The following is a 26,452-nucleotide window of genomic DNA, read 5'->3' on the forward strand; positions in this document are numbered from 1 at the left end:
AATAGCAAGTGCCCCAAGGTTTTCCCGGGGCATTTTGCTTTGTTTTAGAACGATTTCTTTAAATAGGTTTTGAAATAGTTACCCATTACATCTACAAATGCTTTTGCAAACACTGGTCTACCTTCAGCGTCGCGTACTCCTTTAAAATGGCTTTCTATTTGCCAACCGAAAATATTAGGATATTTGTTTGAGGTGTATCTCTGCGTATTATAACCTCCGTTAAAATATTTATCTTCCTCTAAAGGAGCTTTATCCTGTTTTGAAGGTACAGCATCAATACCTTGTTGCGCCATTAAGGTGCCAAAAGCATCTGGTCCGACTAACAGTTGCTCAAGATCAAGGTGTTTATCTGTAGATAGTAAATTTGCCATCGAAGATTTTGCAACCTGTTTGTTGTCTTTAGCATCGAGTGCTCTTAATTCCTCTGCTTTTAAAAGATAACCCACTTCTAAACGCTGCTTACTGTGTCCGTGGCCATGTAAATCAATATAAATGGCTTTGCCAAATTTTTTCGTTGCTAAGGCTAAAGCAGTATCAATATAATTATGAAATTGGTTCCAAGGTTTTTCCATAGCCTTATTACCGCAAGTGCCTTCTGTCATATCTCTATTTTGATCTACGTTTTTTCTAGAGATGTTAGAAATGATGATGTAAGGTCTAGCATTGTATTTGGCGATAAAAGCTTTTTCAATTTCTTTAGCCAGCTCAATAGTTCTCGAGTCTGTAACAGTAACGGCGCCTTTGCAATCTCTCAGTGCATCGGGTAAAGTAATTGCTCCACCATGAGGCACGCTGATAATCAATGGTAAGTCACCAACAATAAATTCGGTCCATTTTTCATCGTCGGTGTAGGTTTTTCCAACTTCCCATTTTTGGGCGTAAACAAAACCAGAAAAGAGTAAGAGCAGTAAAGTCAGTTTAATATGCTTCATATTTGCTTTTTGTTTTTAAGTTCTAAATATATAGACTTGGCAATTTGTGTTTGGTACCGAAATTCATCAAATTATTATCAGTATTTTTATCAATTTCGATAAAAAATAAAAAAATGATATTAAAAGAGGTCCTATCTATTTTGGTATCAGTCTATCATATAGTTTTGAGGATAATTGTCTTGATCCCAAACTAACCTAACAAAAAACAAACTAACAATTCATATGAAAAAACTTTACGTTTTTACTATCGTTTTCTTTTTCGCTTTGTGCTTTAAAACATTTGCGCAAAACATAAAATATGTAAAGCTAGGCGCAACAGGTAACGGATCAAGCTGGGCTAACGCGTCAGGAGACTTGCAGGCTATGATTGATGCCTCGACAGGTGAAGATTCTATTTGGGTAGCGAAAGGTATTTATAAACCCACTAAAGCACCTTGGCCTACAACAACTAACAATGCCCCGGTTACAGAGCGAGATAATGCATTTGTGATTAAGAAAAATGTTAAAATATTTGGAGGTTTTGCGGGAACTGAGACACTTTTTGAAGAAAGAGATTTTGTTCTAAATGAAACAATATTGAGCGGCGACTTAAATAATGATAATGTAGCATCTATAGGTGATGCCTATCATATCATGGTTTCACTTAATAATTCAGATGGTTCGGAAGTAAACGGTTTCATTTTTCAGCATGGTTTTGCCGATGGTGATTTAGCAATGGGAACCGGCTCGGCAACATCAGCAGTAAGCCTTGCTCAATTAAACGGAGGTGCATTTTGTAGTAGAGGGACCAACACAGCGGTTACCTTCAAAAATTTAATTGTGAGAGATAACTATGCAAAAAGCCATGGTGGTGCTTTTTACCAGCGTACTGGGGGAGGTGCCAAAGAATTCAGATGGGAAAACATTAAATTTATAAATAACATTTCAGGCGGAGCAGGTGGAGCTATTTATACTTACCCATCTATTAATAATCAAAGATTTGTGATAGAGGGATGCTTTTTTGATGGTAATAAAGCGACAACATCAGGCGGTGCAGTTTACCACAACGGTACAAATGCTGGTAAAATAACAATTGGTAATACTACAGTTAAAAATAGTACCGCTGTGGCTAGCGGAGCTGGGATCTATATTACGCAACCTTCTGGCGACAGCACTGTCATAAGTAATAGCGTTTTCGAAACGAATAAAAGTTCAGCAAGTGCGACTGCAGCTGCTTATGGTGGGCATTTTTACGGAAATAGAACTTTGATTATTAGTGATTCGAAATTTATTGATGGATCAAATACACAGGGTGGCGCTATTTATGCTAGCTCTACAGCGATATTATATATATATAATAGTCATTTCGAAGGAAATAAGTCAATATCTTCTGGTAGTGGTTTAACTTCTGGCGGTGGTGGAGCTATTTATTTAGGTGCAAACCTTACAAGAAAGGGACTCATCCAAAATTGTACGTTTTTAAATAATACATCGGCAAACTTGGGGGGGGCAATTCACTTCCAAACTAACTCTACTCCAATTGTTAGCTCCAGTTTTTCAAAAAATATTGCTGGTTTAGGGGGAGGCGCACTTTCGGTTTATGGAACTTCAACAGCTGGTGTTAACCTAGATATTCTAAACTCGTTATTTTACGGCAACGAATCGAAAGGTACGGCAGCTACTTGGGCTGGAGGTGCAATTTTTTTAAGGGACAATAGTAGCGCACACATTGTGAACAACACTTTCTACGCAAATAAGTCAGCTACAGCAGGTGGTGCAATTTCTCAGGCTAATAACGATGCAAGTATAGGAGGTAATAGCGGTGTAATAAAGTCTAACATTTACAATAGTATTTTTTATGCTAACACAGCTGCAACTTTCGCAGATATTAGAAGGTTGGGTGCCAACAGTTTATCGGTTGTAAATACGCTTACGCAAGCCTTTGGAACGGACGGTGTAGATGACAACATTGTTGGTGTTAATCCAGCATTTGAGAGTGTGGACGAAACAAGTGCAAGTTTCTTAAGGTTGAGTTCTACCAGTCGTGCAATTAATATGGGCGAGGCTAGTCTACTTATCGATACTATTAAAACAGACTTACAAGGTAAAGATAGAATTATATACGACTTTTTAGATCTAGGAGCTTACGAATACGATGGTACATTGGATAACTTCTTAGCTTTCCCGATTGATGAAAATTCTCCTGTCGGTACTTTTGTAGGTAAACTTACTTCAACTATTGGAGGTACGCTAACGTGGCAGATGCTGTCTGGTAATACGGGAGATAGTTTCACCTTGGATCCAGCAACAGGCGACATTAAAGTTGCCAATAGCAGTTTACTAGATTTCGAGACCAGAAAAGCATTCCGTTTGCGAGTTCAAGTAAGTAACGGAACGGTAGTTAGTATTTTTACTGCTTTCGTAATTATAGAAAATGTAATGGAAGACCCTCAAACTCCGATACTTTCTAATAAGGACAGGGGAGAGGTGAGGAGTTATTTCCCAAGACTGCAAGGAGTGGCAGAACCATTAAGTACAGTATATATTTACATGAATAAGCAACTAACTCCCTACACTGCAGAAACAGATTCTAGAGGTAACTGGAGTTTTAAATTTCCTGAACAAATTACCCCAGGTGTTCATTCATTCTATATTGTAACCGAAAACAGTTTAGGTAGAAGTAACCCAAGTGCAGAGGTGAGTGCAAACTTCATTCTTTACCCAGGAGTTGTAGTGCCAAATAATATTCTAACACCAAATGGTGACGGAAAAAATGATGTTTGGATTATAGCGCATTTACCATTAATGTATCCCAAAAACCAGGTAACTGTTTATGACAAATCTGGGAAAATCGTATTCCAAAAATCAAACTACCAGAACGATTGGGATGGTACTTATAATGGAGCAACTTTAAACACCGGAACATACTATTATCATATCAACATAGGTGCTGATTTAAAACCAATAAAAGGCGCATTAACTATTTTAAGAGGAAGATAATAAGCACCGATCATCAATAAACATGAAAGAAATTGTTAACCAAACAACAATGAAAAAAAACTACATTACTTATATAACGGCGTTATCCATCCTGTTTTTTATCTCAATAGAATTGAAAGCTCAGGTAAGTCCGCCAATGTCGATGTATTACCTAAACGAATATCTATATAATCCCGCTGCCGCAGGTAAAAAGCAAGGTCTAAATGTTGGGTTATCCTACAAAAACAACCTTACCGGTAGCAACGGACAAACGGTTGCCAACACCATTACCTTAGATTACGGTATGGGTAAAAGTGGATTTGGTTTGTCCGTAAACACAGATAAAGATGGAATCTTAAACGTAAATAGATTTGCAGCTACTTACGCCTACAATATACAAACATCAACTACAGGTAATTTAAGGTTCGGTTTGTCGGCAGGCGTAGCCTCGTTAAAAGCCAATATGTCTGATATTATTGGCGATGTAGACGATCAATTAGTTCAGCAATTTAACGATCAAGGTTATATCTTTGATGGTGATCTAGGTGCGCACTATACCAACGAAAAATTGAGCTTAAGTGCTGTAGCTCCAAACTTGCGCAGCTTAATCTATTCAGAAAATGTGAACGACGGCTATAATTACACTACTTTTTTCTTGTCTGCAGCTTACCAAGTATTAGATGGTCCAGTAAAATTAACACCTAAATTAATGTATAGGGGTTTAGATGGATTTGATAGTGTAATTGATGCTGGTGTAAATGCACAATTTGCAGAAGATAAGTTTAATTTAATGGCATTTTACCATAGCAGCAATAGCCTTTCGTTAGGTATTGGTTTTAATATCATAAAAAAATATCAAATGCAGGCTTCTTACTCGCTGCCAATAAATAGTAATTTAAAACAATATACTTATGGCGGTGTAGAATTGGGTTTAAAAGTTAATCTCTCTAAATAAATGTTTCTCCAAAGTCCCGGTTTTCCGGGACTTTTTTATATAATCATTTTGTTTAACCTGGTTTTTAATGCCAGTTTTTTGCGTTTTATACCTAATGTGCTAAAAAATGAAAAAATCTTTTTGAATAATAAATAAGGATTAGTATTTTTAAAGAACCTAAACCACAAACTAGCTAACTTGCTTATTTCTAAGTGAATGTTAGCACATAACTATTTTAATGGCATTGTACGATTTAACAGCAGAAAAGCTATTGTTAAAGGAGATTTCCGATGGAAATTCTCTAGCTTTTAATAAGATGTTTTGTCTTTATCGAGGCAAAATTTTGGCTTTCGTAGATTCGTTTATCCATAGTAAAGCTGATGCTGAAGAAATAGTACAAGAGACCTTTCTGGTAATTTGGCAAAATCGCGAAAAACTGCTCGCCATAGAACATCCACGAAACTATATCTATACCATTGCCCGTAATAAAACCTACGATTATTTAGCTAAGGTAAGTAGAACTGAAAAAACAATTAACGATGCCTGGGTGAATACATCTGTTTCTCTGAATAATATCGACGATCAAATCAATCTTAAAGAAAGTGTGTTTTTGATCAACAAGGTATTGCAGACACTGTCTCTTCAAAAGCAGGAAATATTCAACATGAGCCGCAATCAGTACATGAGCCACGAAGAGATAGCTCAAGCGGTTGGACTTTCCAAAAGTCGCGTTAAAAATGTAATAGTAGAAGTACTCAAACATTTAAAGTACCACATTTCTAAGCACAATATTGTAGTTTCTTTATTGCTTCTTTTGAAATCTTATTTCTAAATCTTTTCGTTTTTAAAGCTGCTGTAAATTAAGTGTATAGTGCTTTTTTGTAGTGTTTTTTGCATTTCCGTATTTTTTTAAAAAAAAGTTGGTCTTGGGCGGTCCGTTGCCAAAGCTAGTCAGTCTATATAAGACAACAACAAACCTAAACCAACCGATTTATGAAAAAACTTTACCTTTTAATTTTAATTGCATTGAGTGCTCATTCACTTTCTGCGCAAACAATACGATATGTTAAGCCTGTGGCGACTGGTACAGAAGATGGTTCTTCTTGGGCAAATGCTAGTGCCGATTTACAGGCTATGATTAACGCATCGGCTTCTGGAGATGAAGTAAGAGTTGCTGCTGGTACTTATAAACCAACTGAAAAATTGCAAGCCATTACCTACGTGGCATCTCCCGGCACGGGTGTGGCCACTACTAACAGGGATATGGCATTTATTATGAAAGGTGGCGTAAAGGTTCATGGAGGTTACGATAGTGCTACAGGTAGTAGAGATATTATTGCTAATGTTAGCATTCTAAGCGGAGATCTGAATAATGATAACATTGCCTCAGATGGTGATTGTTACCACGTTGTGAGCGCCAGAAATAATGCAGATGATGCCGAACTAGATGGTTTTACCATTCAGCATGGTTATGCGAATGGAACTGCTTTGGTAAGCGCTAATGGTACTGCAGGAACGAGCGCTACAACAGTTGCTCAAAATGTAGGTGCTGGTATCGCTGTTAGAGGTACTAATACAGCCATAAAGTGGTCAAATCTTATTATTAGGGATAATCGGTCGTTTGATGTGGGTGGCGGTATGTACATGAGAATTTCTGGCACAGACGTTTCATTCGAATTTGACAACGTTAAGTTCATTAATAATACAACATTTAGTGATGGTGGAGGGCTATATGTCTATGGATCTCTCGACAAGCCGATTTTAAAGTTAAACAACATGTCTTTTATCACAAATTCAACAACTTCTACCTTAACTGGAACTAGCGATGGTTCCGGAGGGGGCGGTTTATTTGTTGCTGGAGCAACGGCAGCAAGTAACTTACGGTATGAAGTAAGAAATAGTTTGTTTTATAATAATACTTCCGCACGAGCAACTGGTGGTGGCGCTGCCGCATATTTGGCTTCGTATACGAATGGCTCAATTGTTAATTCGACTTTTTATATGAATACAGCGACCGGAAACTACGGAGCTGTAGGCTTTAATAATGGTTCTTCAACCACTATAAATTTGTATAACAACATTTTTAATCAAAATTCTACCGATATAAGAAATGGAACTGGAGCAATCCAAGATTTGCAAAACAATTTGTTCCAAAACAGTTTTTCTACTTCTGGTAGCAGAACAGCTACAAATAACATCGTCAACGCTGCTCCCGCTGCGCTCTTCGCTAGCACAATTTCTACAGACACTGACTTTCTAACTTTGTCTGCCACTAGCGTTGCCTTAGATGCTGGTTCTAACTCACTTTCTACGGCACTTGTAGATCTAGCTAATAAGCCTCGTATTCGTAACAATACAATTGATTTAGGAGCTTTTGAGTTCCAAATAGGGAATTATCCACTGCCAGTTAAACTAGAATCGTTTACAGCAGTTAAACAGGGGGCAATTGCTGTTCTAACTTGGAAAACACAAAGCGAGCAAAACAATCAAAAATTTGTTATAGAGCGTGGTTCATCAGCAGCTAATTTTAAATTTCTGAAAGATATTACTGGTGCCGGAGATAGCAATACACCATTAACTTATTCGATTACCGATTTTGCTCCACTATCTGGTAACAATTATTATCGCCTAACACAATTTGATAAAGATGGCAAGTCTGAAGTTTTGGGTACACAGGTCTTAAATTTCGAACTATCTTCTTCAAAAGCACAAGTATATCCAAACCCTGCCAAAAGTTACATCGAAGTGAAATCATCTTCATCAAATGCTATCGTTTCGTTAAATCTAATATCTTTGACAGGACAAAACATATCGACCAATAACTACGCTCAAGCAGCTTTAAATGAAAATGTAAAGCTAGATTTAACGAATATTCCTACAGGTACTTATATCCTGTGGATTAACAAAGGAAAATCAAATGCACAAAAGCAAACTTTATTGGTCGTGAAATAAATTAACGGCAATAAAAGTATAAATGAACAATCAAGAACATCAGATGACACACGGAACAAATAACAGATTAGCAGAACTTTTCAAGAAGTATGTGGATAAAACCATTACCGAAGAAGAATATGCAGAGTTATTTGTGTATATAAGAAATCCAGAAACCAAGGAACAGGTACTTGCTTTTATGGATGAGCATAATAGAAAAGTGCAATCTGATGTACTTGTTCATGAAGTAGATTGGGATGGGATGTATGCAAATATCACCAACCCAAAAAAGTTGGATGGTCGTAAGCGTATGCCAATTTGGAAATATGCTGCGGCCGCTGCAGTGTTATTGGTAACAGTATTTACTTTGTACTACACGGTACAAAAAACTGCTGAAAATAAGCCATTAGCTTATCATAACGATATTTTGCCTGGCGGTGATAAGGCAACTTTAACATTGGCCGATGGATCGCAAATTGTGTTGGATAATAAAAATACAGGACAGGTAGCTACAGAAGGAGCTATTTCCATAGAAACAGATGCCAATGGACAGATTGTTTATCTAGTTAAAGGAGATAGCGAGGCAGAAAGCCAAAAAATAAATACGCTATCTACGCCTGCTGGCGGTAAATTTAGCGTAGTGCTATCAGATGGTAGCAAAGTTTGGCTAAATGCAACTTCTTCCATCAAATTTCCAGCTGCATTTGCGAAAGATGAACGCAGGGTAGAGATTAAAGGCGAAGCCTATTTCGAGATCGAAAAAGATAGTTCAAGACCGTTTTATGTTAAAAATGGAAGTTCGGAGATTAAGGTATTAGGAACGCATTTTAATGTAATGGCTTATCCAGATGAGTACCGCTCTGAACTTACTTTGTTAGAAGGTTCTGTGCAGTTTACTAAAAGCGGAAATTCTGAATTGCTAAAACCAGGCAAACAGATCTTGTACACCGAAACCAGTACAGAAACCAAACAACGCGATGCTAATATTGAAGAAGTGATGGCATGGAAAAATGATCTCTTCGTTTTCAATGACACCAATATCGATGAAATTATGAAAGAGCTAATGCGTTGGTACGATGTTAAAATAAAATACGAAGGCGAGAAACCAGATATTTCGTTTACGGGTATCATCCCTAGAAATGCCAATGTTTCTAAAGTGTTAAAAGCCTTAGAACTAACCGGCGATGTAGTATTTGGTATTGAAAGTAATGTAATAACCTGTGAAAAGAAAATGAAGAAGTAAGAAGAAAACTATAAAAGCTAAAAAGCTTTTCCCGGCGGCAACCAGGAAAAGCAGTAAGAAGGCTTAAAAAAATAATAAACAAACCACTATTTATTCAAAACCCTTATATACAAATGTATGAAAGAAAAAATACATTGTAGATTGTCGTATGCTAATTTTAGTAACGATTTTTCGACCAAACAAAAACAACTATTTAAAAAAGCCTTACTGGTTATGAGAATCATTGCCGTAATTGTGTTTGTTTTCAGCTTACACGTTAGTGCCAAAACTTTGGGGCAAAACGTAAGTATCAAAAAGCAAAACATCACTTTAAAAGAAGTGTTTAAAGAACTGAGAAATCAGACTGGCTACTATTTTATCTACAATAGTAAAGAAGTAGCAGATGAAAAAAGGGTTTCTACAAATTTTTCTAACGCACCTATCGATGTAGTATTGTCATCGGTTTTAAAGGGAATGTCTTTAAGTTATACCATCGAAGACAAAATTATTTCCTTAAAACCTGCTACAGACAATCGGGATAACACTGCTTTAGAAAATGTAAATCAGCAAGACCGAACAATAACGGGAAAAATTATCGACGCTGAAGACAATTCTCCATTATACGGTGTATCTGTAAGAGTTAAAGGCTCTGTAGTTGGCACTATGACAAATGGTGAAGGTGAGTTTTCTGTTAAGGTAAAAGCCAGCGACAAAGTACTAGTTTTTACATATATAGGATATGTAACTAAAGAACTACCGCTTACATCAGCTTTAAAATACGAAGTAACCTTGGCCAGAGACAGTAAGCAACTAGATGAAGTTGTTATTGCATTTGGTACGTCAACCAAGGCAGAATTAACAAATTCAGTAACCAAAATATCGGCTAAAGACATAGAACAAAGGCCTATAAGTAACCTCAACTCCGCAATAGTTGGTGCCTCTCCAGGTGTACAAACTACCGCAGGCAGTGGACAACCAGGCGAAGGCCCAGTGGTTCGTATTAGAGGTTTTGGTTCTATTACCGGTGACAATGATCCGCTTTATGTTTTAGATGGCGCACCTTATGAAGGCGTAATCAGTAACATCAATGCTGAGGATATCGACAATATTTCTATATTGAAAGATGCGTCTGCAACGGCACTTTATGGTGCAAGAGCTGCAAATGGTGTAATCATGATAACAACCAAAAGAGGCTCAAGCACAGGTAAAACTAATATCACAGCTAAATTTACTCAAGCCTTTTCTAATCGAGGTTTACCTAATTACGAAACGCTTAACGCTTACGAGTATTTTCCGGTAGTATGGGAAGGGATTAGAAATAGTGTGTTAGGCACTAGCGTTAACCCAGCAGACAGCCTAGCAGCTGCTACAGCGGCAACCAATGGCTTAATTGGTTATGTTGGTTGGAATCCTTTTAATGTTGCTAATGATGAAATTGTGCTTGGCAATGGCCTACTTAACCCTAACGCTAAGCTTTTATATCCTGATGATTTAAGCTTTGGGAAAGAATTACAGAGACTAGGTATGCGTTCGGACATGTCACTGTCAGTAAGCGGTGGGAGTGCAAAAACGGATCATTTTGTTTCTGTGAACTATCTCGATGAAAATGGTTATGTAAAAGGCTCGGATTTTAAACGCTTTTCTGGTCGTTTAAGAGTAAATGCAGCCGCAAGTGATTGGTTAAAGTTTGGTCTCAATATGTTTGGTACCTACACTAAATCTGATCAAGCGAACGAGTCGAGCGGTATCAACGAAAATCCATTCTATGTAGATTTAATAATGGCACCTATTTATCCAGTTTATAAACACGACCCTATAACCGGGGCATATTTGTTGGATTCAAAAGGAAATAAAATATTTGATAATGGTGATTACAGACCACTATTTACAGGTAGAAACGTAGTGTACGAAACGCTGTATAACGTTAATCAGGATCGAAGAAACTCTTTAAATGGAGTAGCGAATGTAGAGGCAAAATTTTTGAAAGACTTCAAATTTACATCTAACTTCAGTTATAATTTAGGCAATTTCCGTGGCGTGGCCTATGATAATAGTGTGATGGGAGACGCTATCGGTGCTGGCCGTACCATTAGAATCAATACTACTACAGCATACCTGAACTTTAACCAACTATTAAATTGGTCTAAAACATTTAATAAGCACAAAGTTAGCTTGCTTTTAGGTCACGAGAATTACTGGAGTTATTATGATTATTTCAGGGGTGCTAAAAGAATGGAGGGTATTGAAGGTTTGCCGGTGTTAGATAACATGACAACTACAACCGCCTTGGGTTCTTATGATAGAGATTACAGAACAGAAGGATATCTTTCAAAACTTGATTACAGTTACAAAAGCAAATACATTTTATCTGCCTCGTTTAGATATGATGGGTCATCACGTTTCCATCCAGACTACCGTTGGGGTAAATTTTGGTCGGTTAGTGGTGCTTATAATATAGACAGAGAGAAATTTTTTAAGGTAAAATGGATAGATAACCTAAAAATAAGAGGTTCTTATGGTGAAGTAGGTAACGATAGGACAGGTACTTATTTTACCTATATGAACCTGTATACTTTAGGCTATGATAATGGTTCGGAGCCGGGAATGATTTTTACACAGCTGGGGAACGATAGGTTAAGATGGGAAACCAACTTTAACGCTGATGTGGCGGTAGAGGTATCGGCTTTTAAAAATAGATTTGGTGCAACTATTGAGGCATTCAGGCGTCAGTCTAAAAATCTGTTATTTGACATTAACATGCCGCTAACTTCGGGCGTTTTAACAAGAGATGATAACTTCGGAAGTATGAGAAATCAAGGCATCGAGTTGCAATTGAATGGTGTTCCTGTTAAGACAAAAAGTTTCAATTGGAGTGTAGTATTCAACGCAACAACTCTTGAGAATAAAATCATGTCGTTACCAGATTCATACATAAATAGACAGAACGGTACTAAACGATATAATGTAGGTAGATCTTTATATGATTATTGGCTGTATGACTTTGTAATGGTAAATCCGAATAACGGAGCAAATTTATATCGTCCAGTAGACAAAACAACTACTACCAATAGGGTAATAATTGGTGCTGACACACTTACATCTGGTACGGCCAACGCACAATATTACTATGCAGGTTCTGCTATTCCAGATTTTTTTGGAAGTATAAACAACACTTTTACCTATAAAAACTGGTCTTTGCAAGCGTTGGTAATTTATCAAATAGGTGGTTACACTTATGATAACGATTATCAAAGTTTAATGTTTAGAGGAAGCACATCAGCAACCTCGAACGGTAGAGCAATGCATAAAGACATGCTAACTAGATGGCAAAAACCTGGAGATATTTCTACCGTTAATAAGGTGGATATTACAGCGAGTTACTTATCGCAAAGTGACAGATGGTTAACGAGTTCTAATTACTTGAACCTGCGAACGGTAGCTTTAACGTATAGCTTTCCCAAGAAAACAGTGGCTAGGCTAAAGTTAACAAATGCCAAGGCTTATGTTAACGGAGAGAATTTATTTATCACATCAAAACGTAGAGGCTTAGATCCAACGCAAACTTATACTGGTTCAGCGTCGTATACTTATGCACCTTCACGTATTGTAAGTTTCGGTCTTAATTTAACATTGTAATACTTTTAAGATGAACAAGAAATTTTTATATACAGTTTTTACGCTTTTATTAATAGGCTTGGGCTCATGTAAAAAGAGCTATTTAGATACCAATCCTTCTGATCAAATTAAGTCTGATAGGGTTTTTGACAACATTAATAACGTTAGGGTAAACTTAAACGGCATTTACAGAATGTTGTATATGCAGTACTCTAATCAAGAAGAAGATGGACAGGCTTCGATGATGATCGTCTTCGACTTTTTAGGAGAAGATATTGTACATACAGCTACAGGTACCTCTTACTTTAGAGGCTCTTATAGATGGGCAGACCATAGGGCAGAAGGTAATGCTTTGCCACTGTTTTCTTATAGAATGTACTACCGAATTTTGGCTAACGTAAATATGCTCCTAAGTGGATTAGATAGAGTGCCAGATGTAAGCCAGGTAGAGTTAAATACGGTTAAAGGTGAGTTGCTGTCTCTAAGAGCATTTTCACATTTTATGTTAGTGCAGTTATTTGGTAAAAGATATAATCTAAACGATGTTGGCTTGCCAGATAATAAAGAAGGAGAATTTCCTAATTTGGGAGCCCCATTAATGACCTTTTATTCTGAACAGCCACAACCTAGAGCTTCGGTAGATGACATGTATGCATCTATTAACAAAGACTTAGATGAGGCTATATTATTATTGGCCGGAGCTCCCGCCAGAGGTATTTATAGAACTCATATCGATAAATCGGTAGCCCATGGTTTAAAAGCGAGAGTAGCATTAACGCAATGGAACTGGGATTTGGCTATCACAAATGCTAAAGAGGCCAGAAAAGGTTATACCTTAATGTCTAACGCTGCTTATCTTGATGGTTTTACAGATATGAAGAACGCAGAATGGATGTGGGGAGCTCATCAGTTAACAGAACAGTTGCCTACCTATGGCTCGTTCTATGCCTATATGTCTTCTAATTTCAATTCGGCGCATACCAGACCAAATCCAAAGCTAATCAATGTATTGCTTTACAATAGTCTAACTGTTACAGACGTTAGGAGAAAATTATTCTGCGATGATGTGAATGATTTTGTAAATTTTCCAGGGGTGGTTAACGCTTCAACTGGTCAGCCCGAGCCTCAGCAGGTGAGGAGAAGATTGATGCACAAAAAGTTTGTAGTTGCCGATCCAGCGGTTAGTGGAGGTGATATACCATTTATGCGTGCTGCAGAAATGTATCTGATAGAAGCCGAGGCTTTGGCCATGAAGGGCTTAAAACAAGAAGCACTAGATGTGATAAAAGTATTAGCGATGAATCGTGATCCTAATTTAGACCCGGCAACCATTGATGTAGACGATATTGCAACCTACATAGATATACAAAGAAGGATTGAGCTTTGGGGTGAAGGGTTTAGATTTCTGGATCTTAAGCGTAAAAACCAAGCTCTTGATAGAACCGGAACAGGAGCTACCACTGAATTAGGCCAATATTTGGAAAGATCTGCTGGAGGTATCTGGTGGCAATTTAAAATTCCTAGAAGGGAAATTCAGGCCAACCCTTTTATCAACGTAAACAATCCATAAGCAAATAATAAGTTAGTTAATATGTTAGCAGGAGGGCACATTCGTGCCTTCCACTAGCTTTCTATTGCCAAAATTAAATCTTTTCTTGTTATGAATTTCATTAAAAATTTCCGGTTAAGCTTTATAATAATGCTTTGCGTATTAGGGCTGCTTGCTATTTCTTTTATAGGTAAGCAGGAAGATGATAAAATCAAAATAGCTAAGCAGGTTAAATTTAGTGCAAAGGTTAATGTTGCCGACAATGTAATATTGCCTGAAGGATTTGTTGATACCTTGAAAAAAGCTGAGGATATTCTATCAAAAATATTGTCATCAGAAGAGTTCAAAAAGGAATTATCTAAACGTTCTTTTGCCGATTCGGCCTTTTCAAAAACGAAAAAAACTTGCTTCGAACGTATTTATGATGAGAAAGGTAGAGTCAGCGGATTAGGCGTCTACGAAAATATCACCCGTAATCCAAATATCGAGATAGAGTGGGTTATCAAAAAATATAAGGATGGTGAAAAAACCAGCGTAATGGGTTTTGCTACCTTTTGCGTTAACAGAATTACTAGCCACGACTACTGGATTAAAAACGGACAACATTTGTCGTTAAGGTTTGTAAGGCATTTGGCACACGAGTACACCCACGTATGCGGCTATAAGCATGATAAGTTGCTGCCAAAGGAACATAAGTTTAAAAAAGGTGATGATCCTGCAATGGGCGTGGGAAGTATTGTTGGTGATATCATGCTAGATTGGACAAAAAAAGGATTGCTTTAAACGATAACGTAAAATTAATAGCTCATGAAAAAAATAATCCTAACCTCATTAACAATGGCGGCATTTGCCGCACTTGTAGCTTGTAAAAAAAATAAGGAAGGCGCTGATCCTAAAGAAGAACTTCCAAAGTATGCTAATATTGAGACCGTGAAAGATGTGAAATTGAGTTTAAGCTATACCGTTACTTCAGACGCCACTTTGCCATCTACTTTTGCTGATACGGTAAAGAAAACGCAGGATTTGCTAAATAAAGTTTTTGCTTCGAAGGATTTTCGAGATGAACTTTACAAGCGTAATTTTCACGATTCTGCTTATACTAAATCAACTTCTACTTGTTTCAATAGAGTTTACGGTAGTACTGTTACCGGACGTAGCATAGCTGGTAAATCCGTTTACGATAACTTACTACCCAATACAACTTTCAGTATTGCTGTAAACATAAGAAAGAACGGAGATAATACCACTACATTAGGTTCGGCAAGTGCTTGCGGAACTAGAATTACCACCAATGATTATTGGCTTAAATTAAGTGAAAAGAGGCTGGCACAGCGTTTGGCTAGGCATTGGGCACATGAATATACCCATATTAGAGGTTATAGGCACGATTCGAATGTGCCCTCAGGATACAAATGGGGCAGTGATGTAAACAAAGATCCTGCTTATGGCGTGGGAGATGTGGTGGGTGTAGTATTAGACAAATGGACAGCTGCTGGTCTAATTAAATAGATGATAACTAAATCGTGATATGATGAAAAGAATTAATTTGTTGCTTATTGCTGGGGTTTTATCAGTATTTGTTGCATGCAAAAAAGGTGGAGATACGGGGGGAGACGGTGGCGGAACTGGACCAAAGCCCACAGAAGTTGTATACAAACCTAATACAATAGTTTACGGAAGTAATAAATATGTTACTTTTAAGGTAGGAGATGCTAATTCTCCCATTATTTTAGCGTCACCTCATGATGGTGAACTTACACCTGCTAGTATGCCTCTGCGAGATCATAAAGATGCCGTTACAGTAAGAGATTTGTATTTGACGCTTCTAACCGAGGAGATTTCTAACGCACTTTTTGCTAAAACAGGTTTGCGTCCTCATGTCATTTTCAATGATGTGGCAAGATCGCGAATGGAGCCCAACAGGTCTTTGGAAGAAGCTTATCATAAAAGTGAAGCAGCTAATGCTTTATGGCGTGAATATCATGCTTTTTTAAAGGGTGCACGAGATATGGTGCAACAAAATGTGGGTAAAGGCTTGTTTCTAGATATGCACGGGCACGGACATACCAAACAGCGTGTTGAAGTAGGTTACATCGTGTCAAGGACTAACTTAAATGCAACCGATGCTGTTCTAAATTCGGTACCTGCAACTTCCAGTATTTACCATTTGGCCAAAAATTCTCCATACACTTTCTCTCAACTAATTAGAGGCGATTATGCTTTCGGTACGCTATTGGCTAATGAAGGAGTTCCCGCGGTACCGAGCAAACAAGATCCCAAACCAGAACAAGATGATTATTTCAACGGAGGTTATTGTACTTTAACGTATGGTTCCAGAGACGGAGGAACGGTTTCTGCAATTCAATTGGAAACCAACGGTTCTAACCTTAGAAATACCCCAGCTCAGCGCAAAGCTTCTGGAGCCAAAATAGCCGATGCAATTATCAAATACATGAAAAACCACTACGGTTTGTTTCCAAATGTAAACTAGTAAAGTTGTTTAAACGTTAGATAAAACCTACTTTAGAAAATATGATAATTTATAGTTGATTAGATGTAATGAAGTTAAGTGCTAAAAAATACCTTTTAGGTGCTGCATTTGTATTACTGATGCAAGCATGCGCTATCAAGAAACCTACAGAAATCCATCAAAAAGTTAATGTAGATCTAGCTGCGATTAAGATTAAACCACAAGAAAGAAAAGTTTTTGCTTTTAAGGGGGAAGGTGTCTTTTTTAGTAATGATTTCCAGTCTGCGAGGGTAAATCAACTTCAAAAATTAAACGATAGTACTTTCAATATCACCATAGAGGCCGAAAATAAGCCAATTAATCCAAGTGCTTGGTTCGCCTTTAAAGTTTGGGGGAAGCCACAAAAGAACGTTTATATCAATTTATTGTATCCCGACGATAAACATCGCTACCACCCAAAAACCACAATAGATGGGCAGCAATGGCAAACTATTAATGATGTAAAAGTTAACAAAGAAAAAACCGAAGCCTCATTTAAATTGCAGCTTACAAAAGATACCTTAACAGTAGCGGCACAAGAAATTATTTCGTCTAATCAATCTTACCGATGGATGGATGAATTAACCAAACAACGTGGGCTTGTTAAAACTGTAATTGGACACAGTATCGGAGGGAAACCAATTGTTGCGCTAAATTCTACCAAAAGCGATGGTAAAAAAATCGTCGTTGTTTTAAGTCGCCAGCATCCGCCAGAAATTTCTGGTTACATGGCTATGGTTCAGTTTGTGGAAACCTTGTTGGGAAGCAGTGAGCTCGCCGAAAATTTCGTTAATAATTACGAGTTGGTAATTATTCCAATGATAAACCCCGACGGTGTGGACGAAGGCAATTGGCGACACAGTTTTGCTGGTGTAGATTTAAATAGGGATTGGATAGATTTTAAGCAGCCTGAAACACGGGCTATTAGAGATTATCTATTGGCTAAGGTAAAGCAGCAAAATGCAAAGGTTTATTTTGCATTAGATTTCCATTCAACTTTTAACGACGTACTTTATACTAATGATGATAGGCCAGACACCAATAAGCCAGGCTTAACCAATGCTTGGATCAAAGGCTTGCATGATTTCGAAGGAGCCAGACAAACTCCAGTTAAACCTTCTGGAAATGGTGGTAACGTATCTAAGGCCTGGTTGGGCAAAGTTTTAAATGCCGAAGCCCTAACCTACGAAGTTGGAGATAACACCCCACGTTCTTACATCAAAGAAAAAGCAACTAAAGTAGCAGAAGTACTGATGGAGGAGTTGCAGAAGAACTAGGTGCTTTAAAGCCGTAACCTTACCAAGAGCGTAAATGGCCTTATTGGATTCCGACACAATACGCAGTAAACCGATAGGGCGAAGCCCAGAGCTCATAGTTACCTATAAAAACATAAATACGCTATAAACTTTTGTAGTCACCTCCAAGTTTAGCTCCATATAAGAAATTAGGCAGTCGAGCGTCGGCAATTGCTTTAGGGCAAGACATTCTAATTTCGCCATCAAAGTTTTGCTAGCGTAATGTTAGGAAGGCAATACAGCCTTGATTTTTGCAATACTTTGTATCAAGACAAAGTATTAAGAATCTTTACCTTCTCCCATTCAGCTCATCCAACTTATTCCGTTCATCTTGTAGCTCTCTAGCCAACTTACGCTCTTTCTCTACAGATTTAGCCTTAAAAGCCTGATACTCTTCGGCTACCTCGTTATAAAGCTGGGTGCGGTGTTTTGCTTCGGTGATGTTTTTGGCAGATCTGGCAATTACAATAATTAAAGCTACAGCTAAAACGCCTATTACACTCCAAACCATAATATTATAGGTGCCTTTCTCAAATGGAATGCCCAAAAATCGGATTTCATTAACTTTATTGGTGTTCTCCGTTAGAGAAGCTTCTTTGCCAGAAATCTCCGTTTTTAAATAACTGATAGTTTTGTCTTGCTCGGTGAGTTTTTGTTGGATGTTTTTCTTCTCGGCTCTTTCCTTACGTAAAGTATCGCTCACACTTTTCCAAAGTTGGTCTAATCTATAACCAGCTACCATTTTGTAACCATCGGCCGATGTGCGTGTTCGCGATAGCATAAATCTATATTGCCCATTTAAACTTGGGTCGGTATTTTTAACCGTATCACGATAATAAGTTGTTCTTTGGGCTGCAGCCGTAGGTTTTTGAGTAGTGGTAGCGGCAGGTGTTTGGGCAAAAGTATCGTTGCAAAAGAAGCTAAATAACAAAATGCTAGAAATAGAGAGTAAGGCTTTTCTCATAATGATCATCATTTATACTAAAACAGTATTAGTAAAAATTTATTGTGAACTATGTCAATTGTGTTGTATGCTGTTAATTTTGCTCAAGTTAGGATGTTTAATCAATATTTCAATTGACTAGCGTCATTTTTTTATCCTCCTGCAACAATAAATTTGCAAAATGCGTATCGGAATAATTGGTTTGGGAGATATGGGCAGGCTTTATGCCCTTGCCTTTGCAAAGGCAGGTTACGAGGTTTGTGGCACCGATGTTAGTGATAGATTAGAAGCTTTAACGAGGGAGCTTTCATCCCAGCAAATCGAAATTTTGCCTGATGGTCACGAGGTTTCCAGAAAATCCGACTTTATTATTTACTGTGTAGAGGCTGAGAAGGTAGAAGCGGTAGTATCGCAATTCGCCAAATCTACGAAGTATGGTGCCATAGTAGCTGGACAAACTTCAGTGAAACACCCAGAAATTGCCGCTTTCGACAAACACCTGCCTATCGATGCGAATATTGTTACTTGCCATTCGTTGCATGGACCAGGATTTAACACCGAAGGACAAACATTGGTTGTTATTCGTCACAGAGCAAGCGACGAAGTTTACCAAAAAGCTTTAAAGTTGTACAATGCGTTGGGTTCTAAAATCATTCAAATGAAGAGCTACCAGCAGCACGATAAGATTGTAGCCGATACCCAAGCAGTTACGCACATGGGTTTCGAAAGTATGGGCTCTGCTTGGAAAAATGCTGGCTTTTATCCTTGGGATAATCCAGTTTACGCTGGTGGGATCGATAATGTGAAAGTGTTGACTACCTTGCGCATTTTCAGCTATAAATCGCACATCTATGCCGGCTTAGCTATTTTAAATCCTTATGCACAAGTTCAAGTACGCCAGTATGCTAAAACTGAAAGTGAATTGTTTAGCCTAATGATTGCGGAGAACGAAACTGCTTTCAGGGAAAAAATCTATGCCGCTAAAAATTTTGTGTTTAATGACGATAGACCTTTATTATTGAATGATCAGGTAATGGATGCTTTTAGTATGGCCGATAAATCTCACACCCGAAAGCCTAATTCACACCTCAGCATTTTGAGTATGGTTTGCGCTTGGCATGCTATGGGCGTAAGTCCGTATGATAATCTCATCTGCCAAACACCGCCTTTCCGTTTACGTTTGGGTATAGCCGAATATCTTTTTAAAGACGAAGAACTATTGGAAGAAACTATCCAAGCGGCACTTTACGATAAAAGCATCAGAAAAGATGACTTAGAATTTCATACCGCTGTACATGAATGGGCTTCAATTATCGGTTACGGCGACATGAAAGGCTACAAGGCGCATTTTGAGGCTGCCAAAACTTTTTTCGACGGTCGATTAGAGCAAGCAAGAGCACTAAGTGCTGAGATGATTTCTAAATTGATGGACTGAGATCCTCTGGTTTAACTACATGCTTACGTAATGCGTCATTGCGAGAAGGAACGACAGCCTGCTCCGACCATTCGGCGAAGCAATCTATTTAAAAGGTAAGCAAAATCAATATTGTGTTTTATGTTTTATTATTGTGTTTATCATATAGAAATAATTTTTTGTAAACTTTTTTATTTTTTAAAAAGTTCAATTGTTTGATAATTAGATTGTTGATTGTGTGTTTTTGTAAACAATTGTTTTAAATCATTTTTATTAATTTTCTTTTTTGGTAAGTTTGGGTAAGGAAAAAATCAATACTATGGAACAGATAACTGCTCAAAAAACTAATATCTATACACAAGATGAAGCTTATGCCGCTGCACTTCAATATTTTAAAGGCGATGATTTAGCCGCTAGAGTTTGGGTAAACAAGTATGCTTTAAAAGATTCGGCCGGGGTTTTGTACGAACGTGATCCTAACGATATGCACAAACGCATATCATCTGAGATAGCAAGGGTCGAGCAAAAATATCCTAATCCTTTATCCGAAGGGGAGATTTTCGAACTCATTAAAGATTTCAAATATATCATCCCGCAAGGTAGCCCTATGACTGGCATTGGAAACCCTTTCCAAATAGCTTCGCTTTCAAACTGCTTTGTAATTGGCAACAACGGTGATTCAGATTCCTACGGTGGAATTATGAAAATAGACCAGGAACAAGTACAGTTGATGAAACGTAGGGGAGGTGTTGGTCACGATTTGTCGCATATCCGTCCAAAAGGTTCTGCAGTTAAAAACTCGGCACTAACTTCCACTGGTATTGTGCCATTTATGGAGCGTTTCTCTAATTCTACTCGCGAAGTTGCGCAAGATGGTCGTAGAGGTGCTTTGATGTTGTCGGTGTCTATCAAACATCCAGATGCCGAAGATTTTATTGATGCTAAATTAGAACAAGGTAAAGTGACAGGCGCAAATGTGTCTGTGCGTATCAACGATGAGTTCATGAAAGCGGTAGAAAGTGGAGTGCCTTATGTTCAGCAATATCCTGTTAAAGCGAGTAATCCTTTGTTTACAAAAGAAACTGATGCCAATTCGCTTTGGAAAAAGATTGTGCACAACGCCTGGCGATCAGCAGAACCAGGTATTTTATTTTGGGATACCATTATTAAAGAGTCGCTGCCAGATTGCTACGCCGATTTAGGTTACGAAACGGTGTCTACTAATCCCTGCGGTGAAATTCCTTTGTGCCCATACGATTCTTGCCGTCTTCTGGCTATCAACTTATATTCTTATGTAGAAAACCCGTTCACGTCAAAAGCTTCATTTAATTGGGAACTTTTCAAAGAACATGTGGGTTTGGCGCAACGAATGATGGATGATATCATCGACTTAGAATTAGAAAAGATTGATGCGATATTAGAGAAAATAGATGAAGATCCAGAAGAAGCTGAAATCAAAAGAACGGAGCAAAATCTTTGGTTAAATATCCGTAAAAAGGCCGAAGAAGGAAGGCGTACAGGTGTGGGGATTACCGCAGAAGGCGATATGTTGGCTGCTCTAAATTTGCGTTATGGCACAAAAGAGGCTACTGAATTTTCAATTGAAGTTCATAAAAACTTGGCTTTGGCAGCTTACAGGTCATCTGTTGATATGGCAAAAGAAAGAGGCGCTTTCACCATTTACGATGCGGATAAAGAAAAGGCTAATCCGTTTATGTTGAGATTAAAAGAAGCTGATGCGCAACTGTATTACGATATGACGGAATATGGTCGCAGAAACATTGCTTTATTAACCATCGCACCAACTGGTACCACAAGCTTAATGTCGCAAACTACTTCGGGTGTAGAGCCAGTATTTATGCCGGTTTACAAGCGCCGCAGAAAAGTAAATCCTAATGATAAAGATGTAAGAGTTGATTTTGTTGATGAAGTAGGCGACTCTTGGGAAGAATACATTGTATTCCATCATAAATTTAAAGATTGGATGGAAATTAATGGTCACGATACTACTTATAATTATAGTCAGGATGAGCTAAATGCGTTGATCGAAAAATCACCTTATTATAAAGCTACGTCAAACGATGTTGATTATTTGGAGAAGGTGAGGATGCAAGGTGCTATCCAAAAATGGGTAGATCATTCTATCAGCGTAACTATTAATATGCCAAACGATGTATCGGAAGAATTGGTTGGCGAATTATATATGGCGGCTTGGAAAGCAGGATGCAAAGGAGTAACAGTTTATCGTGATGGTTCGCGTTCGGGGGTATTAATCGCCATAGATGATAAGAAAAAGGAAGGAGCTAAGGTTGATGAAGAGGCGACTTTTCCAACTACCCGTCCTCAGGTTCTGGAGGCTGATGTAGTGCGTTTTCAGAACAATAAAGATAAATGGATTGCTTTTATTGGTTTGGTAGATGAAAGGCCCTATGAAATTTTTACAGGCCTTGCAGATGATGAAGATGGTATTTCCATTCCTCGTTGGCTTAACCGTGGTTCTATTATCAAGAATAAGGAGGCCGATGGCACTTCTAGGTACGATTTCCAGTTTAAAAACCAAAGAGGGTATAAAACTACCATCGAAGGCTTGTCACATAAGTTTAATCCAGAATATTGGAATTATGCAAAGCTGATTTCAAGTACCTTGCGCCATGGTATGCCAATTGAAAAAGTGGTAGAGTTAATTGGTAGTCTACAGCTAGATGAAGCTATCAATACTTGGAAAAACGGTGTGGGAAGAGCGTTAAAACGTTACATACCTGATGGTACAGAAACAAGTAAAGCCAAATGTAGCAACTGTAACTCTACCAACTTACATTACCAAGAAGGTTGTTTAACCTGCAGCGACTGTGGTTCTTCTAAGTGTGGGTAAGGCAACCCATTAATAGCACATCATTTCTCCTAGACTTACGAAGTTTTTAAACGGCGAAGCCCTCAACTTTTCCGTTGAATAACAGTAATATGTTAAAGTTAAACTTCGTAAGTCTTCTAAGCGTTTCGTCATTGCGAGGCACAGTTTGTCGCGACCATTCCTATCGTGTGGACACAAATATTGGAAAATGTTGTTTTCCTCCCCCTGCCCCCTCGGAGAGGGGGATATGCAAAATGCTTAGGCACAGTGTGTCCCCCTTTGGAGGGGGATTCAAGGGGGAGGAACGAGATGTGTCCACACGATAGGGCCATTCGGGATAAACTGTGCCTCGCAATGACGTTTTAAACTATGGTGTTGCCTCGACATCCATAGAATAAACCAGCCAAAAACCACTATAATCGATAATTTCTAAGTATCCTATAGACTTTCTTTTATTGCTGTTTTATTGCATAAAGCCAATTCCTGTCGCTTATATTTGTTGCATGTCAGTATTGCTATTTACCTTAATTGTGCTTATCGGTGCTTTTTTAGCGGGCTTTTTAGGTTCGTTAACTGGTTTAGGTGGTGGCGTAATCATCATTCCCTTGCTAACTTTAGGTCTAGGTGTCGATATACATTATGCTATTGGAGCATCAATTATTTCGGTAATTGCAACGTCTACCGGTTCTGCCGCAGCGTACGTAAAAGAAGGCCTTACCAATATGCGAATAGGAATGTTCTTGGAAATAGCAACCACCGTTGGTGCAATTTTGGGAGCTGTAATTGCAGTATATTTAAATGCAGGCTATGTAGCTGTAATATTCGGTTGCATCCTCATTTTCTCCTCATTAATGACTTTGAAGAAAAAAGTAGATCATACTACTTTAGAATATACGAGCAAAGGAGCCAAGTTCTTCAAACTTAATGGCTCTTATCCAAATCAAGGTGTTGTTACGCCTTACGCTGTAAAAAATGTAGCTGGAGGATTTTTTATGATGCTTTTTGCAGGAACTTTGTCGGGATTGTTAGGCATCGGCAGTGGTGCCTTAAAAGTAATTGCCATGGACAACATCATGCGCTTGCCTTTTAAAGTATCTACCACTACCAGTAATTTTATGATGGGCGTTACAGCTGCGGCTAGTGCGGTAGTTTATTTACATCGTGGGCAAATAGATCCCGGAATTGCAATGCCGGTTTGTATTGGTGTTTTAATTGGAGCTACGGTTGGTGCAAAGGTTTTGGTAAAAGCTAAAACAGATAAATTGAAAATGATTTTTGCAGTAGTGGTAACTATATTGGCATTGCAAATGATTTATAAAGGTTTAACAGGAGGATTTTAAAGATTGTTGGCAGTTCTCCGTTCGTCGTAGCGTCATTCCCGCGTAGGCGGGAATCTTAAAGCATTAGAAATGACTTTTTGCTTTAGTATCCTTAAATAAATTTTGGGATGGATGATATCGGGATAGCGAAAGCTGATAAAAATTGAGGAAGAAAACAGATTGTTTTTAAAATAAGCATGGAACAAACAAAAAACATAACAGATAAAGACATCCAATCGCTAGTAGGCAATTTATTGCGAGCTGGAGTTTATATCTCTATGGTGATCGTTGTTCTTGGTGGTATCATTTATCTATCTGAGCACGGCAGCGAGAAAATAGACTATGCAGAATTTAGTTTCAACAAGGTTTCTTTAAAAACTGTAGAAACTATATTCGCAAACGTGCTAACTTTTAGAGGTGCGGCGGTAGTGCAGTTCGGCTTGCTGATGTTAATATTCACTCCAATTGCTAGGGTGTTAATGGCGGTCGTAACTTTCTTCCTCGAAAAAGATTATCTATATGTATTAATAGGACTAATTGTTCTGGCAATTATTATGGTGAGCTTAAGCGGCGGTTTTGCGCATTAACGCTGATTTGTCAATTAATGAAAAGTTCCTTTAGGCGGTTTCGATGTTTCAACTGGGTGCCTATCCAATTCCCCTCTCAACTTTTTACCGTAATGGTCCAGCATTTCATCGGCGGCTCTTAACAGCTTTGGTTCTTTTTTCTTCTTAACAAATGTAGCTGGATCTTCTTCTTGCATATATTGCATCCTTTTTGCTGCGCAAGAGCTAAACATTATACTGGTGAATACAAATAGATATATTACCAAAGCTTTTTTCATGGTTATTACATTATATGATAGCTCTAATGTAGTAATTTATAATGTAGATTTGAAGCCATTCCTGTGTGTTAAATACGATGGTGGTTTTTTAATGGTGTTAAATATTATCATCATTTTTTACTTGAGCCATGTGTTGTTTTCTTTTGCTGAATTGAGTTAACCAAACCCTATTGAAGCGAACACGTAGTGGCAAACCTATGTGTTTGCCAACGTAGCAAAGCGTAAAGAGGGGGCTAAGCCTTAATAATGCTTCTGTACATGCTTTTCAAAAAAAAACTGAAAAAATATAATTCGTTATTTATCAGTTGTTTGTGTTTTCTCATAGATTCTGCGTAGGGTAAAACCCGATCACTTTTTTCTAGCAAAAGCATCGGCTAATAAAACCTTAAAAATTTTTTAGCTAACTATTTGAAAATTAATAATTCTTGCCTATCTTTGCCGTCCCTTTGCGGGGATTGTATATCCACCTTGAACGAAGCCCTACTGCTTCGATGGGTGTTAACTTAAATAAAGAAATGTCAGGAATTATTGGAAAAAAAGTAGGAATGACCAGTATTTTCGATGCAGAAGGAAGAAACATTCCTTGTACTGTAATCGAAGCTGGGCCTTGTGTAGTAACACAAGTTAAAACCGAAGAAAAAGACGGTTACTCGTCAATCCAGTTGGGATTTGATGAGGCAAAAGAAAAAAACGTAACGCAGCCATTAAAAGGCCATTACGCTAAAGCAAACACAACTCCAAAACGTAAATTGGTAGAGTTCGCTGAGTTTGAAAATGCTTTAAACTTAGGCGATACAGTTACTGTAGACATCTTCGCTGAAGGTGACTATGTTGATGTTGTGGGAACTTCAAAAGGTAAAGGTTTCCAAGGTGTGGTAAAACGTCACGGTTTTGCCGGTGTGGGTGGTCAAACTCACGGTCAGCACAACAGGATGCGTGCACCAGGTTCGTTAGGAGCTTCTTCATGGCCTTCACGTGTATTCAAAGGAATGCGTATGGCTGGTAGAACAGGTGGTGATAGAGTGAAAGTTCAAAACTTACAAGTATTGAAAGTTTACGCTGAGCAAAACCTAGTAGTAGTTAGTGGTTCCATTCCAGGAGCTAAAGGTTCTTACGTAATCTTAGATAAGTAAGCA

20 protein-coding genes are annotated in these 26,452 nt (G+C 38.1%); 17 read left to right on the plus strand and 3 right to left on the minus strand.

The features are described 5' to 3' along the window. Positions 1-44 precede the first annotated feature (44 nt). Entirely contained in the window at positions 45-932 is an 888-nt protein-coding gene (locus tag REI64_RS17520) for a hypothetical protein (RefSeq protein ID WP_308851449.1), read from the minus strand. Positions 933-1,154: 222 nt separating this feature from the next. On the opposite strand from REI64_RS17520, the gene REI64_RS17525 reads away from it, so the two are divergent. From REI64_RS17525 to REI64_RS17575, 11 genes are all read left to right on the plus strand, one after another. After that, positions 1,155-3,911, plus strand: a complete 2,757-nt coding sequence (locus REI64_RS17525; protein WP_308851450.1) for a gliding motility-associated C-terminal domain-containing protein — start codon at positions 1,155-1,157, stop codon at positions 3,909-3,911. 49 nt (positions 3,912-3,960) lie between these two features. Next, complete coding sequence (locus REI64_RS17530) at positions 3,961-4,845, plus strand: PorP/SprF family type IX secretion system membrane protein (protein ID WP_308851451.1); 885 nt, start codon at positions 3,961-3,963, stop codon at positions 4,843-4,845. A gap of 217 nt (positions 4,846-5,062) precedes the next feature. Further along, entirely contained in the window at positions 5,063-5,656 is a 594-nt protein-coding gene (locus REI64_RS17535; RefSeq protein ID WP_308851452.1) for a sigma-70 family RNA polymerase sigma factor, read from the plus strand. A 161-nt stretch (positions 5,657-5,817) separates the two neighbouring features. After that, positions 5,818-7,776 (plus strand): T9SS type A sorting domain-containing protein, encoded by a 1,959-nt coding sequence (locus REI64_RS17540; protein WP_308851453.1) that lies wholly within the window; start codon positions 5,818-5,820, stop codon positions 7,774-7,776. A 22-nt stretch (positions 7,777-7,798) separates the two neighbouring features. Further along, the gene (locus REI64_RS17545) at positions 7,799-8,998 is read left to right on the plus strand and encodes a FecR domain-containing protein (protein ID WP_308851454.1); all 1,200 of its coding nucleotides are present in this window, start codon (positions 7,799-7,801) and stop codon (positions 8,996-8,998) included. Between the two features lie 213 nt (positions 8,999-9,211). Next, on the plus strand, positions 9,212-12,613 hold the full coding sequence (locus tag REI64_RS17550; protein WP_308851455.1) for a SusC/RagA family TonB-linked outer membrane protein: 3,402 nt from the start codon (positions 9,212-9,214) through the stop codon (positions 12,611-12,613). 10 nt (positions 12,614-12,623) lie between these two features. After that, the gene (locus tag REI64_RS17555) at positions 12,624-14,162 is read left to right on the plus strand and encodes a RagB/SusD family nutrient uptake outer membrane protein (RefSeq protein ID WP_308851456.1); all 1,539 of its coding nucleotides are present in this window, start codon (positions 12,624-12,626) and stop codon (positions 14,160-14,162) included. A 129-nt stretch (positions 14,163-14,291) separates the two neighbouring features. Beyond that, positions 14,292-14,924: a hypothetical protein gene (locus tag REI64_RS17560; RefSeq protein ID WP_308851457.1), complete on the plus strand. Its 633-nt coding sequence runs from the start codon at positions 14,292-14,294 to the stop codon at positions 14,922-14,924. A gap of 24 nt (positions 14,925-14,948) precedes the next feature. Then, positions 14,949-15,650, plus strand: a complete 702-nt coding sequence (locus tag REI64_RS17565; RefSeq protein ID WP_308851458.1) for a hypothetical protein — start codon at positions 14,949-14,951, stop codon at positions 15,648-15,650. A 22-nt stretch (positions 15,651-15,672) separates the two neighbouring features. Further along, positions 15,673-16,632, plus strand: coding sequence for a hypothetical protein (locus tag REI64_RS17570; protein WP_308851459.1), 960 nt, complete (start codon positions 15,673-15,675; stop codon positions 16,630-16,632). A gap of 68 nt (positions 16,633-16,700) precedes the next feature. Then, a complete protein-coding gene (locus REI64_RS17575) occupies positions 16,701-17,927 on the plus strand; it encodes a M14 family metallopeptidase (protein ID WP_308851460.1) in 1,227 nt (408 codons plus the stop codon). A gap of 307 nt (positions 17,928-18,234) precedes the next feature. Here the strand turns inward: REI64_RS17575 and REI64_RS17580 are convergent, their stop codons facing one another. After that, the gene (locus REI64_RS17580; RefSeq protein WP_308851461.1) at positions 18,235-18,909 is read right to left on the minus strand and encodes a hypothetical protein; all 675 of its coding nucleotides are present in this window, start codon (positions 18,907-18,909) and stop codon (positions 18,235-18,237) included. 160 nt (positions 18,910-19,069) lie between these two features. On the opposite strand from REI64_RS17580, the gene REI64_RS17585 reads away from it, so the two are divergent. From REI64_RS17585 to REI64_RS17600, 4 genes are all read left to right on the plus strand, one after another. After that, on the plus strand, positions 19,070-20,323 hold the full coding sequence (locus tag REI64_RS17585) for a prephenate dehydrogenase (RefSeq protein WP_308851462.1): 1,254 nt from the start codon (positions 19,070-19,072) through the stop codon (positions 20,321-20,323). A gap of 298 nt (positions 20,324-20,621) precedes the next feature. Further along, positions 20,622-23,174 (plus strand): adenosylcobalamin-dependent ribonucleoside-diphosphate reductase, encoded by a 2,553-nt coding sequence (locus tag REI64_RS17590; protein WP_308851463.1) that lies wholly within the window; start codon positions 20,622-20,624, stop codon positions 23,172-23,174. A gap of 482 nt (positions 23,175-23,656) precedes the next feature. After that, a complete protein-coding gene (locus tag REI64_RS17595; RefSeq protein WP_308851464.1) occupies positions 23,657-24,493 on the plus strand; it encodes a sulfite exporter TauE/SafE family protein in 837 nt (278 codons plus the stop codon). Between the two features lie 176 nt (positions 24,494-24,669). Beyond that, on the plus strand, positions 24,670-25,059 hold the full coding sequence (locus REI64_RS17600; RefSeq protein ID WP_308851465.1) for a DUF1634 domain-containing protein: 390 nt from the start codon (positions 24,670-24,672) through the stop codon (positions 25,057-25,059). 14 nt (positions 25,060-25,073) lie between these two features. Here REI64_RS17600 and REI64_RS17605 read toward each other — a convergent pair whose 3' ends face one another. Then, the gene (locus REI64_RS17605; protein ID WP_308851466.1) at positions 25,074-25,316 is read right to left on the minus strand and encodes a hypothetical protein; all 243 of its coding nucleotides are present in this window, start codon (positions 25,314-25,316) and stop codon (positions 25,074-25,076) included. Between REI64_RS17605 and REI64_RS17610 the strand changes: the two genes are divergently transcribed. Next, positions 25,315-25,476, plus strand: coding sequence for a hypothetical protein (locus REI64_RS17610; protein ID WP_308851467.1), 162 nt, complete (start codon positions 25,315-25,317; stop codon positions 25,474-25,476). The two genes, REI64_RS17605 and REI64_RS17610, sit on opposite strands and share 2 nt — an antisense overlap. Positions 25,477-25,831: 355 nt before the next feature. Further along, positions 25,832-26,449, plus strand: coding sequence for a 50S ribosomal protein L3 (gene rplC, locus REI64_RS17615; protein ID WP_308851468.1), 618 nt, complete (start codon positions 25,832-25,834; stop codon positions 26,447-26,449). Positions 26,450-26,452: the final 3 nt, after the last annotated feature.

The organism is Pedobacter sp. (genome assembly GCF_031119335.1).
Classification (GTDB): Bacteria; Bacteroidota; Bacteroidia; order Sphingobacteriales; family Sphingobacteriaceae; genus Pedobacter.

Bases quoted from the DNA above. Each gene is read 5' to 3' on its own strand.
- REI64_RS17540 (WP_308851453.1), top strand. From the start codon at position 5,818: ATGAAAAAACTTTACCTTTTAATTTTAATTGCATTGAGTGCTCATTCA.
- REI64_RS17610 (WP_308851467.1), top strand. From the start codon at position 25,315: ATGGTTATTACATTATATGATAGCTCTAATGTAGTAATTTATAATGTA.
- REI64_RS17575 (WP_308851460.1), top strand. From the start codon at position 16,701: ATGAAGTTAAGTGCTAAAAAATACCTTTTAGGTGCTGCATTTGTATTA.
- REI64_RS17535 (WP_308851452.1), top strand. From the start codon at position 5,063: ATGGCATTGTACGATTTAACAGCAGAAAAGCTATTGTTAAAGGAGATT.
- REI64_RS17550 (WP_308851455.1), top strand. From the start codon at position 9,212: ATGAGAATCATTGCCGTAATTGTGTTTGTTTTCAGCTTACACGTTAGT.
- REI64_RS17570 (WP_308851459.1), top strand. From the start codon at position 15,673: ATGAAAAGAATTAATTTGTTGCTTATTGCTGGGGTTTTATCAGTATTT.
- REI64_RS17605 (WP_308851466.1), bottom strand. From the start codon at position 25,316: ATGAAAAAAGCTTTGGTAATATATCTATTTGTATTCACCAGTATAATG.
- REI64_RS17555 (WP_308851456.1), top strand. From the start codon at position 12,624: ATGAACAAGAAATTTTTATATACAGTTTTTACGCTTTTATTAATAGGC.
- rplC (WP_308851468.1), top strand. From the start codon at position 25,832: ATGTCAGGAATTATTGGAAAAAAAGTAGGAATGACCAGTATTTTCGAT.
- REI64_RS17560 (WP_308851457.1), top strand. From the start codon at position 14,292: ATGCTTTGCGTATTAGGGCTGCTTGCTATTTCTTTTATAGGTAAGCAG.
- REI64_RS17600 (WP_308851465.1), top strand. From the start codon at position 24,670: ATGGAACAAACAAAAAACATAACAGATAAAGACATCCAATCGCTAGTA.
- REI64_RS17545 (WP_308851454.1), top strand. From the start codon at position 7,799: ATGAACAATCAAGAACATCAGATGACACACGGAACAAATAACAGATTA.
- REI64_RS17590 (WP_308851463.1), top strand. From the start codon at position 20,622: ATGGAACAGATAACTGCTCAAAAAACTAATATCTATACACAAGATGAA.
- REI64_RS17595 (WP_308851464.1), top strand. From the start codon at position 23,657: ATGTCAGTATTGCTATTTACCTTAATTGTGCTTATCGGTGCTTTTTTA.
- REI64_RS17580 (WP_308851461.1), bottom strand. From the start codon at position 18,909: ATGAGAAAAGCCTTACTCTCTATTTCTAGCATTTTGTTATTTAGCTTC.
- REI64_RS17520 (WP_308851449.1), bottom strand. From the start codon at position 932: ATGAAGCATATTAAACTGACTTTACTGCTCTTACTCTTTTCTGGTTTT.
- REI64_RS17585 (WP_308851462.1), top strand. From the start codon at position 19,070: ATGCGTATCGGAATAATTGGTTTGGGAGATATGGGCAGGCTTTATGCC.
- REI64_RS17525 (WP_308851450.1), top strand. From the start codon at position 1,155: ATGAAAAAACTTTACGTTTTTACTATCGTTTTCTTTTTCGCTTTGTGC.
- REI64_RS17530 (WP_308851451.1), top strand. From the start codon at position 3,961: ATGAAAAAAAACTACATTACTTATATAACGGCGTTATCCATCCTGTTT.
- REI64_RS17565 (WP_308851458.1), top strand. From the start codon at position 14,949: ATGAAAAAAATAATCCTAACCTCATTAACAATGGCGGCATTTGCCGCA.